18 protein-coding genes are annotated in these 16,503 nt (G+C 60.9%); 10 read left to right on the top strand and 8 right to left on the bottom strand.

Features of this window, described 5'->3' with window-relative positions:
- The first annotated feature begins 198 nt into the window (after positions 1–198).
- From PQQ52_RS05490 to PQQ52_RS05475, 4 genes are all read left to right on the top strand, one after another.
- Positions 199–945 carry a GntR family transcriptional regulator gene (locus PQQ52_RS05490; protein ID WP_408207594.1) on the top strand — a complete coding sequence of 249 codons (747 nt, stop codon included), beginning with the start codon at positions 199–201 and terminating at the stop codon, positions 943–945.
- A gap of 17 nt (positions 946–962) precedes the next feature.
- Positions 963–1,832 (top strand): sulfite exporter TauE/SafE family protein, encoded by an 870-nt coding sequence (locus PQQ52_RS05485; RefSeq protein ID WP_408207749.1) that lies wholly within the window; start codon positions 963–965, stop codon positions 1,830–1,832.
- On the top strand, positions 1,829–2,188 hold the full coding sequence (locus PQQ52_RS05480) for a DUF1634 domain-containing protein (RefSeq protein WP_408207592.1): 360 nt from the start codon (positions 1,829–1,831) through the stop codon (positions 2,186–2,188). Before PQQ52_RS05485 ends, PQQ52_RS05480 begins: the two co-directional genes overlap by 4 nt.
- Positions 2,189–2,371: 183 nt before the next feature.
- Positions 2,372–2,638, top strand: coding sequence for a hypothetical protein (locus PQQ52_RS05475; protein WP_408207590.1), 267 nt, complete (start codon positions 2,372–2,374; stop codon positions 2,636–2,638).
- Here PQQ52_RS05475 and PQQ52_RS05470 read toward each other — a convergent pair.
- From PQQ52_RS05470 to PQQ52_RS05460, 3 genes are all read right to left on the bottom strand, one after another.
- Positions 2,583–3,974 (bottom strand): ATP-binding protein, encoded by a 1,392-nt coding sequence (locus tag PQQ52_RS05470; RefSeq protein ID WP_408207588.1) that lies wholly within the window; start codon positions 3,972–3,974, stop codon positions 2,583–2,585. The two genes, PQQ52_RS05475 and PQQ52_RS05470, sit on opposite strands and share 56 nt — an antisense overlap.
- Positions 3,971–4,684: a response regulator gene (locus PQQ52_RS05465; RefSeq protein ID WP_408207586.1), complete on the bottom strand. Its 714-nt coding sequence runs from the start codon at positions 4,682–4,684 to the stop codon at positions 3,971–3,973. The genes PQQ52_RS05470 and PQQ52_RS05465 overlap by 4 nt, the downstream gene beginning before the upstream one ends.
- Positions 4,685–4,796: 112 nt before the next feature.
- Positions 4,797–5,090 (bottom strand): EF-hand domain-containing protein, encoded by a 294-nt coding sequence (locus tag PQQ52_RS05460; RefSeq protein ID WP_408207584.1) that lies wholly within the window; start codon positions 5,088–5,090, stop codon positions 4,797–4,799.
- 505 nt (positions 5,091–5,595) lie between these two features.
- On the opposite strand from PQQ52_RS05460, the gene PQQ52_RS05455 reads away from it, so the two are divergent.
- Positions 5,596–5,841 carry a hypothetical protein gene (locus PQQ52_RS05455; RefSeq protein ID WP_408207582.1) on the top strand — a complete coding sequence of 82 codons (246 nt, stop codon included), beginning with the start codon at positions 5,596–5,598 and terminating at the stop codon, positions 5,839–5,841.
- Between the two features lie 112 nt (positions 5,842–5,953).
- On the opposite strand, the gene PQQ52_RS05450 is transcribed toward PQQ52_RS05455, so the two are convergent.
- Complete coding sequence (locus PQQ52_RS05450) at positions 5,954–7,204, bottom strand: arsenic transporter (RefSeq protein WP_408207580.1); 1,251 nt, start codon at positions 7,202–7,204, stop codon at positions 5,954–5,956.
- A gap of 275 nt (positions 7,205–7,479) precedes the next feature.
- Here PQQ52_RS05450 and PQQ52_RS05445 point away from each other — a divergent pair, with 275 nt between their 5' ends.
- The 5 genes from PQQ52_RS05445 (at position 7,480) to PQQ52_RS05425 (ending at position 11,520) form a co-directional block, all read left to right on the top strand.
- The gene (locus PQQ52_RS05445) at positions 7,480–8,034 is read left to right on the top strand and encodes a cytochrome b (RefSeq protein WP_408207578.1); all 555 of its coding nucleotides are present in this window, start codon (positions 7,480–7,482) and stop codon (positions 8,032–8,034) included.
- Between the two features lie 118 nt (positions 8,035–8,152).
- The gene (locus PQQ52_RS05440; RefSeq protein ID WP_408207576.1) at positions 8,153–8,716 is read left to right on the top strand and encodes a YceI family protein; all 564 of its coding nucleotides are present in this window, start codon (positions 8,153–8,155) and stop codon (positions 8,714–8,716) included.
- 48 nt (positions 8,717–8,764) lie between these two features.
- A complete protein-coding gene (locus tag PQQ52_RS05435; protein WP_408207574.1) occupies positions 8,765–9,343 on the top strand; it encodes a YceI family protein in 579 nt (192 codons plus the stop codon).
- Between the two features lie 639 nt (positions 9,344–9,982).
- Positions 9,983–10,600, top strand: a complete 618-nt coding sequence (locus PQQ52_RS05430) for a hypothetical protein (protein ID WP_408207748.1) — start codon at positions 9,983–9,985, stop codon at positions 10,598–10,600.
- A 194-nt stretch (positions 10,601–10,794) separates the two neighbouring features.
- Positions 10,795–11,520, top strand: coding sequence for a DeoR/GlpR family DNA-binding transcription regulator (locus tag PQQ52_RS05425; RefSeq protein WP_408207572.1), 726 nt, complete (start codon positions 10,795–10,797; stop codon positions 11,518–11,520).
- A 57-nt stretch (positions 11,521–11,577) separates the two neighbouring features.
- On the opposite strand, the gene PQQ52_RS05420 is transcribed toward PQQ52_RS05425, so the two are convergent.
- The 4 genes from PQQ52_RS05420 to PQQ52_RS05405 form a co-directional block, all read right to left on the bottom strand.
- On the bottom strand, positions 11,578–12,636 hold the full coding sequence (locus PQQ52_RS05420; RefSeq protein WP_408207570.1) for an ABC transporter permease: 1,059 nt from the start codon (positions 12,634–12,636) through the stop codon (positions 11,578–11,580).
- Positions 12,637–12,651: 15 nt separating this feature from the next.
- Positions 12,652–14,211, bottom strand: a complete 1,560-nt coding sequence (locus tag PQQ52_RS05415; protein WP_408207568.1) for a sugar ABC transporter ATP-binding protein — start codon at positions 14,209–14,211, stop codon at positions 12,652–12,654.
- 85 nt (positions 14,212–14,296) lie between these two features.
- Positions 14,297–15,301 carry an autoinducer 2 ABC transporter substrate-binding protein gene (locus PQQ52_RS05410; RefSeq protein WP_325046621.1) on the bottom strand — a complete coding sequence of 335 codons (1,005 nt, stop codon included), beginning with the start codon at positions 15,299–15,301 and terminating at the stop codon, positions 14,297–14,299.
- Positions 15,302–15,414: 113 nt separating this feature from the next.
- Complete coding sequence (locus tag PQQ52_RS05405) at positions 15,415–16,488, bottom strand: ABC transporter permease (protein ID WP_408207565.1); 1,074 nt, start codon at positions 16,486–16,488, stop codon at positions 15,415–15,417.
- Positions 16,489–16,503: the final 15 nt, after the last annotated feature.

The raw sequence follows: 16,503 nt of genomic DNA, 5'->3' as shown, positions 1-16,503 counted from the left end.
TTGATATGCAATTTCCCGCGCGACACGTTGGCAAAAAAACCGGCGCATCCCGAGATCGGGACCGCCGTTTTTGTGCAAAGCGAGGCTAACATGACAGGTCAAACGGCACGTAGTCCATCTCGACTAGGGAAAAACGACGACTGCCAGGCCGGAAATCGCGCCTTGACACCAAGACATCATGACGTCATGATGTCTATAATGAACACCGATCGCAACAGCCAGCTCCCTCTCTACGCGCAGGTCGAAGCAGTACTCGCCGCGCGGATCGCAGACGGCACCTATCCGCCAGGCACGCAGTTACCCAACGAAGCAAGCCTCCTGGCAAGCTTCAACATCAGCCGCACCACGCTGCAAAAAACGGTGCAGAACCTGATTGCGCGCGGCTTGATCGAAATCCGCCGGGGCAAAGGGACCTTCGTCACGCAGCCGCGCCTCACTCAGCCGCTCACTGAACTGAGCGGTTTTGTCGAGGATATGCGTGCGCACGGCCGCCATCCGACCGCCCGGCTGTTGGCGCGACAAATCGAAAACGCGAGCGACGCCGTCGCCGGCAAACTGGCGCTCGAACCGGGTACGCCCGTCGTTCATATTCAGCGCGTGCGTATCGCCGACGGCACGCCGCTTTCGTTCGACGAAACCTGGCTGCCGAAAGACATCGGCGAAAAGATCATCGAAAACGATCTGGAGGCGGAGCCGATCTTCACGCTGCTCGAAGAGAAGTACGGCATCCCGCTGATCGAAGCTGAATACCGGCTCGAAGCGATCGCCGCGGACGAAGCCGTTGCGCAGGCCCTTGAGGTTGAGGCGGGCAGCCCGATTTTCCTGATCGAGCGAACCTCGTATTGCGACGAAAACCGTCCGGTCGACTATGAAAAGCTGTACTACCGGGGCGATCAGATCCAGTTCGTCACGCGTCTCGCCCGGCGCAAGCCGAACGGCCAATGACCGGCGCGCAGGCTACGATGGATCTGAGCTACACACTGTGGCTCGTCGCGGTGTCGGTCGGGGCAAGCGCGCTGGGCGGCATGCTCGGCATGGCAAGCGGCATCTTTATCGTGCCTGTCCTGACCATGTTCGGCCACCTCGATATTCACGTCGCAATTGGCGCCAGCATCGTTTCGGTGATCGCCTGTTCGTGCGGCGGCGCCGCGCCCTTCCTGCGCGGTCGCTTGACCAATATCCGTCTCGCCGTCGTTCTGGAAACCGCCACCACGCTAGGCGCGTTGTCCGGCGTGCTGCTGAGCGGGCTCATCCCGGTGCCCATGCTGTTTTTCATTTTTGCGGTCATTCTGCTGCTCTCCGCCCAGCAAATGCTCGCACGGCGCGCCGATCCGATCGCCAGCTTTGGCGCTAACGCGCCGGGCGTACATTCGTGGGGCGCTTCGTTGCAACTGGATTCGAGCTATCCGGATCGCGCGCTTGGACGCGATGTCGACTATCGCGTGCAACGCGTACCGCTGGGTTTGTCGCTGATGTACGGAGCAGGGTTGATTTCGGCGTTGCTCGGCATCGGCAGCGGCGTCCTCAAGATTCCGGCAATGGATACCGCGCTGCGCTTGCCGATCAAGGTCTCGTCCGCGACATCCAATTTCATGATCGGCGTCACGGCGGCGGCCAGTGCCGGGGCTTACTTCCTGCGCGGTGAGATCGTGGCCGCGATCGCCGGCCCGGTGGCATTGGGCTCGGTCGTGGGCGCCGTGCTCGGCGCGCGCATTCTCACGCGCGTGTCAGGCGAGAAACTGCGTGTGCTCTTTGTCGTGGTGCTTGCGCTGCTCGCCGTGCAGATGCTGCTCGAAGCATTCGGCGTCCAACTATTCGGTGCACCGGCATGAACCGCGTCGCGTCGACCGGGGCACGGCTCGAATACTGGCTGGCGAAGCTCCTGCACTACGGCACATGGGTGGCAACAGGCACGATTGCGACTGGCCTTGCAATTAGCCTGGCAATGAGCCTTCCAGCCAGCCTTGGCGGCATATTGCCCGGCATGCGCCCCCCCGCCGGACTGCTTTCAACGTCGGCCGGCATGCATATTGTGACGGTCGGTATCGCGCTTTTCATCCTGCTGCCGATAATGCGGCTTATATTGATGTTAGGGATGTTCCTGCATCAACGCGACTACCGGTTCAGTGCGATTGCCGCCCTCGTGCTGGTGATCGTTGCCGCGGGATTGCTGGCCGGCGCAGCTTGATGTGCGCGGCACCCACCACCCCGGGTATGATGCCGATCGCGCCTTGGTCGGCATTCCACTCACCGCTGCGCTTTGTAATGCACGCATTTGTAATGAATTTTGTCATTGCGTTTTGTAACGCATATTGAAGTTGCATTGGCAGCCGCGTCCTGCGCGGCACTTCTTCCAGTCACGAGAACCATCATGCCCGTTCAACACGACGAAGTCCCCGCTGCCAGCACCGAGCCGGGCAAGGCAAAGCGCAAGGATGTATCCATTGTGGCGCGCAATCTTATGATGGTTGCGGTCGGCGTCGTGGTCTTCGCGATCGTTGCGACGGTCGTGCTCTACGGTCCGATCACTTACGGCGACGAGATTCCCAACTTCGGCATCATTCTTATGCTGACCGTGCCGGTTATCGCGGGTGTGGCGTTTCGGGTCGGGCTGGACGCATGGCTGGATCGGAAATGAACGGCAACACCACCCACACCTCCAGGCCGCCGCCTTCGCGCGCATGAAACTGCAGGCTGCCGCCGTGCAGCCGCGCGATCCGCTCGACAATCGCAAGCCCCAGTCCGGTGCCGCCACTATGCGCGCGAGCATTGCGGCCACGCTGAAACGGCGCCTTCAGCTGCTCCAGCTCCTCCGCCGAAAGCCCTGTGCCGCGATCACCGACTGCGACATATACGGCTGCACCTGTGGCCCAACTCCGCACAGCGAGCCCCGTGCCGCCATATACGATCGCGTTCTGCATCAGGTTCATCAGGAGCCGCATCATGCTGATCGGCCGGTAGGCCACAGCGGGCAAGCTCGCGAGCGACAACTCGAACTCATGCCCCAGTCCCGCGAAATCGCCGGCCAGCCGTTCGATCAGCGCATTCAGATCGCCAGCCTCGGCGACCTCACGTTCGCCACTGCCCGCGTAATCCATGAACTGCTGCAAGATCGTCTCGATCTGATCGAGGTACGACTCGGCGGCAACCACGAAGCTGCTGTCGCTGCCGTCAGGCATCGCCATGGCCATCGAAAGGCGCAGTTTGGTCAGCGGCGTGCGGATATCGTGCGAGATGCCCGCCAGCATCAGCGCGCGCGTCGCCTCGGCTTGCTGCAACGCATGCGTCATCTGATTGAACGCGTTGCTTACCGTGGCGATTTCGGCAGGACCGTCGATCGGCAACGGCGCGGGCGTTTCACCAGCGCTCACGCGCCGCGCCGCCCGCGTCAACGCCTGGAGCGGCTGGTTGAGGTGGCGCTGGATCACGTAGCCGGTCAGCGCCGCCAGTGCGCCCAGACCGAGCGACAGCAGGATCGCCGCGTCGAGTCCGGCGCCTTGCGCGTCCTCGGGAATCGGCAGCGCGATCCAGTACGGCGTGTGCGGCGCATCGGCCGGTGCGTGCATGCGAATCCACAGCCGTTGACCACCTTCGGATTGCCAGCGCGCCGGCATGTCGGCGGGCAGGTGCGCGCGCAAGCTCTCGAGAAACACGTTGCGCTGATACGTGCGATAGGCGCGCATCAGATCAGGCGGCGGTGCAACTGCAGCGTCGGCGGGTAGTTGCGCGCGAGCGTCGAGGCGTGTGGTCAAATCGGCACGCGCGCGAGGCGGCGTGGCTTGAAGCAGATTGTCGAGCGTCGTTACGTAGGTGGCGAACACCGTAGCCGCCCGTTCGACGCGGGGCCGCTGCACATAGTGCAGCAGGACACCGAGCGCGCATATCTGGCTCAGCATCACCAGCACGATCAGCAAGACGATATTGCGCGCCAGCAGCGTTTTCGGGAGCACGCTCTGCAGCAGCGAGCGCGTCATGAGTCGACGTCCGCGATCAGCATGTAACCGACACCCCACACGGTCTTGATGAAACGCGGTTTCGAAGGATCGTCCTCGACGATCTGCCTGAGCCTCAGCACCTGCACGTCGATGCTGCGATCGAGTGCATCGTGCTCACGGCCACGGGCGCGCGCGAGCAGATTGTCACGACTCACGGAACGGTTCGGCGAGGAAGCCAGCGCGACCAGCAACAGCATCTGCGCCGAATGAATCTCGAGCAACTCACCCGCTCGCGACAACTGCTGCTTGCCGACATCGAGACTGAAATCGCCGAAGCGCACGCTCTGCGAGGTCACGGTGACCTCGCCCGAAGCCATCTTCTGGCGGCGCAACAGCGCATTGATCCGCGCCACCAGTTCACGTGGCAGGAACGGTTTGGCGAGGTAGTCGTCGGCACCGGTCTCAAGGCCGACCACCTTGTCGAGCGGATCGCCCTTCGCGGTCAGCATCAGGATCGGCAACGTCTGCCCTTGCGCGCGCAAGCGGGCGCAAATGGCGAGGCCGTCCTCTTCGCCGATCATCAGATCGAGCACCAGCAGATCGAACGGCTCGCGTTCCAGATAGCGGTCGAGCCGCTTGCCGTCTTCCGCGATACGCACGTCGAAACCGTGGCCGCGCAGGAAGCGCTGCAGCATGTTGCGCAGTTCGGCTTCGTCGTCGAGCACGATGATTTTGGCGGGACGATCCATAGGAAAGCTCCTCGGTTTAAGCGTCGGGCGATGCACACGCGACAGGACGTGGCAGATTTCATCGCGCGTTGGGACCACAAAGATCCCACGATCCCGCCGATACCCGCGCGGCTCAGTGCGCTGCCCCGCGCTCCCGCATGAATGCCGCGATCTGCGGCAACGTAATGTAGCCCGCTTTCTGCGTGTCGATTTCATCGAAATGCTTCGCGACCATCGGCATGCCTGCGGCCGCCTGATCCTTCGTGAGCTTACCGTCGTGCGTGGTGTTGGCATTCGAGAAGCGCGTTTGCAACTGCTGCGCCATGCGTTCCATGCGTTGGGGATTGCCGCCTTGCGGCGCGGCGCTTTGAGCAAACGTGAGGGTGAATGCGCAGCACAGCACCACAACGGCGATCAACTTCTTCATGACTGACTCCTTCGATTGAACTCATCGTGCGTCGCCTGCAAACCGCCGCGATCCGTTCGATGACAGGCCGAATTCTTGTGGAAGTGCAGCCGGAAGGCAATTTCAGAATCGTGTCGCCCTATGTCACGGTTTTTAGTGGTGGCGGCATGGCAGGCACGCGGCATGGTCACCGATGGGTAACCCATGTTCGACGACACAATTCTTACAGGCACAGATGCGGGGCGGGCTCGCTTCCTTGGCGTTGCGCAACGCGTTGCGCGAATTAAAACAGATGAAAGTCGTGCCTCGTCCGTAGGCCGCCCTGACTGGGCGGCATCGATACATCAGACAAATACACGTCGTTTGAAAGGTGGATGTCAACTCGACATCGCGGCCTGCGGTACGGTCCTTGCTGAATCCTGTTCTAGCGCCTCAGCGTGTCAATAAGTTGGACGTATCTGTCCAATTGCCGCCGTACCGCTTGCCCCGTTTCATCGCCCATCCACCTCTTCTTCGGGAACGTTAGATGAGCTATCAGGATATAGACAAAGAGATCGCCCACCTTGAACGCGTATTCGGGCTGATATCCACCAACGACCGCATTCCGCTGTCGTATTGGCGCAATCGCCTGCGCATGCTCCCCAAAACATTGCTGATGCCGACCCAACGGGCGCGCCTCGCGCGGCTCGATGCCGCCCTGCGCTCGCTCGAACAGTCCGCGCAAAAACTCGTGGCCGAGCCGCCGATGCGTTCGACCGGCACACGGCCATGAGGGAGAAGTATGAGGAAGCGGCTAACCGCGCTCGCGCCCGAGATCGGCGGCAATCATCGAACGGGCATGGATAGCACGCGGGGTGTCAAGGCCACCGCCGCACGCTCTCCACTCAGCCGATCAGAATCCGCGCCGCAAGCGCCAGCGCGAGGGCCGGCAGCATCACCACCACGCCCACTTTCAAAAACGTCAGGAAGCTCACGTCTTCGCCTTCGCGGCGAATTGCGTTGAGCCAGAGGATCGTGGCGAGCGAGCCGGTGATCGACAGATTCGGACCCAGATCGACGCCGATCAGGAGCGCGTCGATCACGCGCTCAGGACTATGCGCCTGCATCACCGTCGAACTGGCGATCAGACCCGCAGGCAAGTTGTTCATCAGATTACTGCCGATCGCGATGATGGCGCCGGCCCAGCCGGCCGTCGCGACTTCGCTGTGCTGGGTCGCGCTTTGCACCTGAGCGACGAGCGTCTTGATGACACCGGTGTGATCGAGCATTTCGACCAATACGAACAACGCAGCGACAAGCGGCAGCACGCTCCATGATATTTCCCTGATCATCGGCAGCGGCGATTTGCGCTCCTGGATCAGCACGACCACAGCGGTTAGCGCACCGAGTATCGCGGTGGGCAGACCGAGCGGGACATTGAAGGCGGAAACCGTCAGCAACACCACGGCCGTCACCGCGATACCCGCGAGCGCAACGCGCCCGCTCGACGACAACTCGAGCGGTTCAAGACCGGCTTCGCAGGTACCGGCGAGCGCTTCGCGCTGGGTCCAGCGCAACAGCACGTAGGTCGCGACGATCGATAGCACCGAAGGCAGCGTGAAGCGCATCAGCCACGCGCCGAGGGCGGGCGTGTGATTGCCATACAGCACGATGTTGGCCGGATTCGAGATCGGCAGCACGAAGCTCGCGGCATTCGCGATGAACGCACAGACAAAGAGCAAGGGCAGCGGATGCGTCTTCGCTTTTTTGGCGGCGGCAAAAACAGCCGGCGTGAGGACGACCGCGGTGGCGTCATTGGAAAGAAAGGCCGTAATGACCACGCCGACCAGATAGACCAGCAGAAAGAGCTTTCTCGGCGAGCCTTTGGCGTGATTCACCGCGAAAACGGCAACCCAGTCGAATAGACCTTCGCGGCGCCCGACCTCCGATAGCAGCATCATGCCGAACAGGAAGAGGTAGACGTCCGTGCCTTTGCCGACGGCCTCGATTGCCAGATCGACGGGCAGCAGGCCCAGTGACACCAGTAATAGCGCACCGGCGACGGCCCATACGGCCTCGGGCCATTTGAACGGCCGGGTGATGACGCCCGCCGTGGCGGCGATCGCTATACCCCAAGATAGAAAAACGGAATTCACCAACCGGTTCCCTGGATTCTGGTTGTGCGCGAGCGCGGGAATGGACCGCAGCATAACCCATGACCGGGATGCCGCACGGATTGAGGGCAAGTTGTGTGCCCACACAATTCAGGCTGCCAGCGGATTTATTCCATCCACATTAGCGTCACGGCTAGAACAATCTGTTCTCTTCTGCCTGGCTATTCAGTTTTCATTGACATCCCTACTATCCGCATTCACGCGTGACACCCCGCACACCGCACGCGGCAAGCACCACGAATAGCGAGCATGAACCCATGAAACCCCGTTCTTCAGACGTCGAGCATTACAGCGGCCCTGCCGTCGCCCTGCACTGGCTCATTGCATTACTGATCTGCTGCGGGTTCTATATCGGCTGGATCATGACCGATATCCCCGGCTTCACGCCCGCCAAGCTGAAGTATTTCTCGTGGCATAAGTGGATCGGCGTGACGGTCTTCGTGCTGGCCGTCGCGCGCGTGTTATGGCGCGCGACTCACCGCGCGCCGGCGCTCGATAGCGCGACGCCCACCTGGCAGAAAGCTGCAGCCCACCTCGTGCATGGCGTGCTCTACGTTCTGATGCTGGCGATCCCACTGTCCGGCTATTTTTATAGCTCGGCCGCGGGTATTCAGGTGGTGTACCTCGGCATCGTGCCGCTGCCTACCCTCATCGGCCCGGACCAGGCACTCAAGGCTAGCCTGCGCACGGTCCACGTGCTGCTCAATTACACCTTGCTGGCACTCGTCGCCATGCATGTACTCGCGGCGCTCAAGCATCAATTTGTCGACCGCGACGGATTACTCGCGCGGATGATTCCGTTCCTCAGATAACACCTGGGTAATAGGCCCGAAGCAGGCGGGTAGCTGGCGATTGGCTACAGCCTGTTGGCAATCTAATTCCCAGCGGTGTGCAATCACAGCGCGTGGGTTCGATAGGATGCGTACCACTATGAAATCAAACTTCTACCACTCCATTCTGGCTGGCGTCGCCGCTTTCTCTTTCTTCGGTGCAGGCCTCGCGCACGCCGATGTCGACACGAGCAAAAGCAGCGTCATTGCCACGACGAAGCAGATGAACGTGCCGGTGGACGGCAAATTCAAAAAGTTCTCGGCGCAGCTGAATTTCGATCCAGCCAAGCCAGCCGCCGGTAGCGCCAACGTGTCGATCGACACGGGCAGCTACGACCTCGGCGCGGACGACTACAACAAGCAGGCCCAAGGCAAGGAATGGTTCGATAGCACGACCTATCCGGCCGCGACGTTCGTCTCGAGCGCGATCGCGCCGGCCGGCGGCAATCAGTACAAGATCACCGGCAAGCTCACCATCAAAGGCAAATCGCAGACCGTCGTGGTGCCGGTCACGATTGCCAGCCAGGGCAACACGCAAACCTTCGACGGCAGCTTGCCGATCAAACGTTCGCAGTTCGATGTCGGCACCGGCGAATGGAAAGACACGTCGGTTGTCGCCGACGAAGTCGTTATCAAATTTCACATTGTCGCTTCGAAGAAGTAACTGGACACACCGAAGCGTCACTACACTTTCTGAAATCTGGAGAATCTCTTGAAGAAACAACTTTTGCTCGCCGCGGGCGCGCTGGCCGCAGCCATGTCGTTCAACGCAATGGCCGCCGATACGTATCAACTCGATCCGACGCACACCTACCCGAGCTTCGAAACCGACCACTTTGGCGGACTCTCGATCTGGCGCGGCAAGTTCAAGAAGAGCAGCGGCACCGTGGTACTGGATCGCGCGGCGAAAACCGGCACGGTGGATGTGACGATCGACATGAGCTCTGTGGATATCGGTAACGACAAGCTCGACGCGGAACTGGTCACGGACAAGTTCTTCGATGCAGCCAGGTACCCGAGCGCGACCTACAAGGGCACGCAGATCCGCTTCGACGGCGACAAGCCGGTGGAAGTCATCGGCACGCTGACCATGCATGGCGTGACGAAGCCGGTCAACCTGAAGATCGAATCGTTCAAGTGCATCATGAACCCGATGCTCAAGCGCGAAGTGTGCGGCACCGAATCGACCGCGACGTTCAATCGCGACGATTTCGGCGTCGACTTCGGCAAGACCTATGGCTTCAAGATGCAGACCACGCTGCATATTCAGGCCGAAGGCATCAAGCAGTAATAGCTGGCCCCCTGCACTTGCGACAAGCGCCCGCTGCGGGCGCCCGCGTCAGACGGTTGCGGTAACGGGTGGAAAGACCGCCTCGGTGCCGCAACCCACTTCCCCTTCCGGGCACTCAGCTGCCCGCCAGCGAACGGAAATCATCCACGCTTTCCGTATAACTCCCCGTCTGCCCATTCAACGTCACCAGAATGCTGACCGTTGACGCATCCGTCGCCGTGATGGTCTCGATGGTGTCGCTCGTGGAAAGACCAGTCGTTCGCCGTATCGCCGACCACGCCCCGCACATCAGACGAATCGGCCCGCGTCCGGAGTGTCGTGTGCGTTGTATACGGGCCTTCGACGGGAGCAATTATCGAAGCGCGGCCAATCCGTGCGATCCAGAGAATAGCCCGTTAATACAGGCCTAATCTATTCAGTAAACCGAATTTAATCGCCTGTTTGGCACGAGTTACAGGTCATAACTTCCGGTTTCTCCGCATACGAAAACTTGAGCGCGAAGAGTCGCCATAACTGCCCGCTTTTCGCCGGTTTAACCCGCGCCGCTCAACCTTAAAGTCGCCAGCACGGATATGACTCTTTGTTGGAGACGGTGCAGTGAATCAGGTGAAAAATGCGGCTCTGGTCGCGGCAGTGGCGATGGTGATGGTGATGGCAGGTGGCGCACACGCGCAGGAAATTTACGTACACGGCGGCACACTCGGTGCGGGGGTCGGCGCGGCGCTGCCGTTGACCTCGTGGGCCGGTGTGCATGCGGAATTCGAAGGACTCGGCTTCTCGCATTCGGTCAACGTCAGCGGGAACGATTACGACGGCCATCTCAAGCTGTTGCAAGGCGGCTTGTATCTCGATCTGTTCCCGTTTGCGTCAAGCGGTTTTCGCGTGACAGCCGGTGCGCTGATTAACGACGACGAACTGACGGCCCATGCCGTGCCGAACGCGCAAGGTAACTACAAGATCGGCGATGACTTCGTGCCGGCCGTGGGCGCCGCACCGTCGGCCACCGCGGCGCTGCCGCACGTGATGCCGTATCTCGGCATCGGTTACGGGCACAAACCCGTCTCGAAGGGGTTCGGCCTGACATTCGATCTGGGCGTGGCGTACGGGCGGCCACACACGACGTACAGCGTGCCGCAGATCTACGCGCTCTTCACCACACAAGCAAACATCGACCAGGAGGAACAGAACATCAGCAACAAGGTCGAGCGCTACAAGCTGTACCCAGTGGTGCAAATTGGTGTGAGCTATCGCTTCTAACCAGGCACACGTCCTGATTCGTCGGTAATGCGCCTTTAGCTCTTCGGGTGAAGGGCTTTTTCTTATTACTGATGCGATATGTAGCGCGTATTCGACGCGCAAACAGGCTCGCCGCGCAGACGGCCTCTTGTTATAATCCTCTCACCAAGTCGAACAAAACATAACGTCCCTCCACACTGCGCGACAGGACCTCCATGCTGAAACCCGACCGCCTCCGCGCCCTCGCCGATGCGCTGGCCAAGCAGAGCGTAATGCGACTGCGCGACGCCGCCAGCCTGCTGGACGTATCGGAAATGACTGTCCGGCGCGATATCGCTGGCAGTCCGGAGCAATTCACGTATCTCGGCGGCTACATCGTCAGCGCGACCGACTTACCCAATAACGCCGGCTATTCACTCGAAGAAGAGAAGGATCATTTCGCACAGGCCAAGGCGGAAGCCTCCGCGATTGCGGCGAAGCTCGTCGTCGACCATGAAACGATTTTCATCGATTGCGGCACGACGCTCACCACGCTCGCGCGCCTGATTCCGCTCGAGCGTCACGTCACCGTAGTCTGCTATTCGCTGAATGTCGCGGAAATTCTGCGGCGCAAGCCGAACGTGCGGATGATTCTGCTGGGCGGCGTCTACGTGCCCTCTTCAGATTCGTTCGCGGGCGAAGAGAGTCTGGAGATGCTGCGCCGTATGGGCATCAATAAGGCGTTCATTTCCGCGGGCGGTGTGGATAACGCGCGCGGGGTCACCTGCTGGAACTTTCACGAAGTCGCGCTCAAACAGGCGGCAATGGCGAATGCCGTCGAACGGCATCTGGTCGTGGACCAGAGCAAGTTCGGTGTCGTCAAGGCGGTCCGCTTCTCGCAAATCGACGACTTCGATTCCATCATCACTGAAAACGGCCAGGAGCACCGCAAGCGCAAATAAATGCGCTTGCCGCACAACGTGGCGCTGTCATGCGGCAGGCGCGACCTGCGTTCAGCCTCAGCTTTTGCGCTGCAATGCGAACAACGTCCCGGCGATCAGAATGAACGCGCCAATGATCACCTTCTGCCAGGTGCTCGGCACGCCGACCAGAATCAGCACGCTGTTGATCAACGTCACCAGCACCACACCCAGCAACGTGCCGGCCACGGTGCCCGTTCCGCCCGTAATGCGCGCGCCGCCCAGGATCACCGCGGCGATCACATCGAGTTCCGAGCCCACGAGGTCGAACGGATTCGCGAGCCGGTTGTTCGATACATGCAGGATGCCCGCAATGCCCGCGAGCATGCCGGTATAGCCGAACACGAACAGATGGATCGCGCGCAGGTTGTAGCCGAGCCGCTCCGCAATCGCAAGGCTGCCGCCCATCGCATAGACACCGCGCCCCATCATGGTCCGGTTCAACAGCCACCACGTAACAATGGCGGCCGCCACCAGTGCCAGCACCGAAATGGGCAGCACCGCGCGCAGGCCTTCATTGGTGTGATAGAAAAACAGCGGAATCCGGCCGAAATGATCCATGCTGTGCGGAATGTTCATGAAGAACGTCGTGCCGATGAACGTCAACAGCAGGCCGCGATACAGATACTGCGTGCCGATCGTGACGATCAGCGAAGGCGCTTTCAATCGATGCACCAGCAGTCCGTTGATGAGACCGAGCACCACGCCTCCCAGTGCACCGGTGATCAGGATCAGCGCGAACGGTGCATCCGGCCACCAGGCGAACACCGCCTTCGTGATGCCGTACATCGTCAGCGCGGCGATCGCCGTAAACGAAACGTCGATGCCACCGGACGCCAGCACGACAAGCGTGCCCAGTGCAAAAAGCGACATCGTAGTAGCCGAATGCAGCAGATCGAACAGCGTCGCGAGCTGAAAGAAGCGCGGATTGATCGCACCGACAATCAGGCAGGTCGCCGCGATCAACGCTACAGTGAACCATTCGGGGTTGCGCGCGAGTCTGGCCCGCAAGGTGGGCGGCTTGACCTCAGGTGCGACTTCGACAACGCTCGGAGTGGTCATGGTCTGGTTCATGCGCGATTGGATGCGCGAGTTCATGGGTATCGACGTCCTCTATGCGGCTTCTGAAAGCAGCGCGTGATACAGGTCGGCTTCGCTCAACGTGTCGGCCTGATATTCGCTTGCCACACGTCCCTTCTTCATCATCAGGATGCGATCGCAGTTCTGCAGCAGTTCAGGCAGGTCGTCGCTGATCAGAATGATGCCAATGCCGCGTTGCGACAGGCGCTGCATGATGCGGTAGATGATGTCCTTCGATCCAACGTCGACGCCGACCGTCGGTCCATGCAGAATCAGCACGCGCGGATCGATGGCGAGCCAGCGGCCGATCAGCACGCGCTGCTGATTACCGCCCGAAAGCGACTGCACCGGTTTGTCGACACCGGGCGTCGCGATCTGCAAATCTTGCACCGTCTGTTCCGCGAGCGCCTGCGCGCGCGTGCGATCAATCTGGCCGAAGCGGTCCCGCAAGCTGGAGATCATCGCGGTGATCACGTTGTCGCGGATCGACTTGTCGAGAAACAGCCCTTCGTTCAGGCGGTCCTCCGGCACGTAGCCAATGCGATGATGTTTGGCGTCCGAGGGCGTGCGCAATGAAATGACCTTGCCGTCGAGCATCACCTGTCCCGAGTCTGCCGCGGCAACGCCCGCGAGTGCGCGAGCAAGTTCATTGCGCCCGGAATCGAGCAGACCCGTAACGCCGAGAATTTCGCCGCCATGCAGCGCGAACGACACGTCGCTGAACTGGCCCGCGCGCGTGAAGCCGCGCACGTCGAGCACGACATCCTGGCCAACCGCGCCTTCACGATAGCGCTCGTTCGACAGATGGCGCCCTGTCATCAGCTCGCTGATCTGCGCCTTGGTGAATTGCGCGATCGGTCCCTGTGCCATTTTCTGGCCGTCGCGCAGCACGATAACTTCGCCGCCGATTGCGTAGCACTCGTCGAGCTTGTGGCTCACGAACAGCACCGTTACGCCCTGCGCCCGCAGATTCGCGAGCACGGCAATCAGATTGTCGACTTCCTTTTGCGTGAGCGAGGTGGTGGGCTCGTCCATGATGACAAACCTCGCCTCGCTGGCAATCGCGCGAGCAATGGCAACGAGCTGACGCGTGGCGAGCGGCAATTGTTCGATCAGCGTCGCCTGAAATTCGGCGTCGCTTGGCAAGCCAACCGATTCCAGTGCACGCGCTGCCGTGCGCGCGAGCGCTCGCCGATCGAAGGTACGCGCGAGCCGGCCTTCGTGCGTGGCCAGCTCGGCGGTGAGCGCGACGTTTTCCGCCACGTTCATGTTGGGCAGCAACGAGAGATCCTGATAGACGGTTTCGATTCCCGCAGCCAGCGATTCCAGTGCGGAAAGCCGTGCATGCCGAACGCCTTCGATTACGAGTTCACCTTCGTCAGGCGGCTGCGCGCCGGAGATGATCTTGATTAACGTGCTCTTGCCGCAGCCGTTCTCACCGAGCAGATGATAGATCTGACCGCGCTCGAACGACAGGCTCACCCCACGCAAGGCATGCACACCGGTGAAGCTCTTGTGCACGCCGACAACCTGCAGAAACGGCTGCGGCGCTTCGGATCGCGATGACTGCTGTGACGCTACGTCTTGATTCATGATGGCGAGTCGCAAGTTAAGGCGTGCCCGTGCAGGCACGCCGTGACACATGAAGCAGAAGACAAACCAGCGGACCCAGGCCCGATCAGAACGGATACTGCTTGTAGTTCGATTTGTCGACGTTCACCCAGCCCTGTCCCCGCACGATGATCCCTTTGCCCGGCCCCTTCGCGACGGTGACTTTCGTGTAGCCCGGAATGCCGAGATCGGCGCCGTTCTCGACCGTCTTGCCGTCGATCAGCATCTGCGCAATCTTGTTCATCGCAATACCCGCGAGTTTCGGATCCCAGAACGCAATGCCGTTGATCGCGCCACTCTCGAGGAACTTGCCCGCTTCGGTCGGCAGGCCCGTGCCGTAGACGCAGATCTTGCCCTGCATGCCGGCTTCTTCGACTGCACGGCCAATACCGATCACGTCGAGCGAGGATGAGCCCTGGAAGCCCTTCAGGTCCGGATGCTTGCGCAGCACCTCCTTCGCGACTTCATAGGCGCGCTCGCCGTCGTTATTGGTTTCGAGTTTCGGTTCGACCAGGTTCATCTTCGGATACCTGGCCTTGGCGTTGCCAATCCCGCCGTCCGCCCACTGCACCTGCGAGCGGCTGCCGAGCGACCCGACCAGCACCGCCCACTTACCGTCGTCGTGCATGCACGAAGCCAAACGTTCGTTCAGGCCGGCGCCATAGGCGGTGTTGTCGAACGCTTCGATGTCGACCATCGTGTTCTTCTCGTTATCGGCTTCGTGCGTGACGACCTTGATGCCGCGATCCATCGCCTTCTTCAGCGCCGGTTCGAGCGTCGGCGGATCGTAGGGCACCACCGCAATCGCTGTGACCTTTTTGGCGATCAGGTCTTCAATGATCTTCAGTTGCTGCGCAGCGTCCGCGCGGCCCGGACCGGTCTGATACGCGGTCACGCCCGGGTTGTCTTTCGCGAATTGCTTGACGCCGTCGTCCATCCGGTTGAACCAGTTGATACCGGTCACCTTGACGACCGTGACGATCGTCTCGTTGGTTGCCGCATGCGCAGCGGCAATCACGCCCACGGTAAGAGCGCCTGCTGCGAGCGCGGTACCCAGTCGAGTCAATTTCATGCGATGTCTCCTTTATCGTTCGATGTCGCCCCACTTCACCGTCACGGACAGCCAGGGCTTGTTGTCCGCCGCGTACTGAAACCTTTGGTTGCGCCTCGCGTCTGATCGACGCGTTAAGCTTTCGGCGCCGTGCCGGAACTCGCCGGACTACTGCCACCGCCACCGCCACCACCGCTGCCGCTCGAGCCAAAGCCAAAAATCGCGCGCACCCGCTCGCCGCCCGCGAACGCGAGCGACAGCAACAACAGAAAACCCCACGCGCAATCGCCGAAAAACTGCGATACGCCCAGCAGGTTGAACAGACTTGACAGAAACTGCAGCACCGTCGCGGCGAAAAACACGCAGATGATGCGGCCGTGGCCACCCGCGGGATTCACGCCGCCCATCACCGCAATCAGAATGGCGATCAGCAGGTAGGAGTTCCCGTAATCCCATTTCGCACTGGACGTATGCGTCGCGCTGATCAGACCCGCGAGTGAGGCAAGCACGCCGCACATCGCATAGGTCGTGATCAACATCCGCGCGCGCGGAATACCGGCGTAGAACGCGGCTTTGGGATTGGTGCCCATCAGATAGAGACGCAGACCGAACGGGCTGCGTTTGAGCAACCATCCCAATACGACCACAGCGGCGATAAAGATGCAGAACGCGATCGGCACCTGAAACACGGTACCGTTACCGATATTCGACAACGGGTCGACATAGTCGACATGTACCGAAGCGCCATTGCTGAGTACCACCGCAATGCCCGTGAACAGTAACTGCGTGCCGAGCGTGCAGAGAATCGGCGTGAGTCTGAGCCGCGCGATGACCACACCGTTCAGCAGTCCGCCGAGCAGCCCCATCACGACCACGATGACGCAGAAAAGCGACGTGTAGAGCGCCGGTGAGTCGTCACCGTTGACGAAGCGCGGCACGACCAGCGCGGCGACCATACCGGACAGATTCGCGAGCCCGACACCTGACAGGTCGATCCCGCCGTTGCCCGACACCATCGACAACATGATGCCGAGCGCGAGCAGGCCGAGTTCGGGCAACTGTCCGCCCATCGACTGCAGGTTGTCGATGTCGACAAATTGCCCGTGCGAGAGCCACGTCGCAGCCAGCACGACGAATACGTTGACGATCAGCAGAAAATTCAGTTGGCGATCGCCGAACATTTTTCCAGCGGTGAACGAGGACTTCATGGTGAGCACAATCTC

The sequence above is a fragment of the Paraburkholderia sediminicola genome (assembly GCF_046030555.1).
Taxonomy (GTDB): Bacteria; Pseudomonadota; Gammaproteobacteria; order Burkholderiales; family Burkholderiaceae; genus Paraburkholderia; species Paraburkholderia sediminicola_E.
This window is presented reverse-complemented; position numbering and strand designations above follow the sequence as displayed.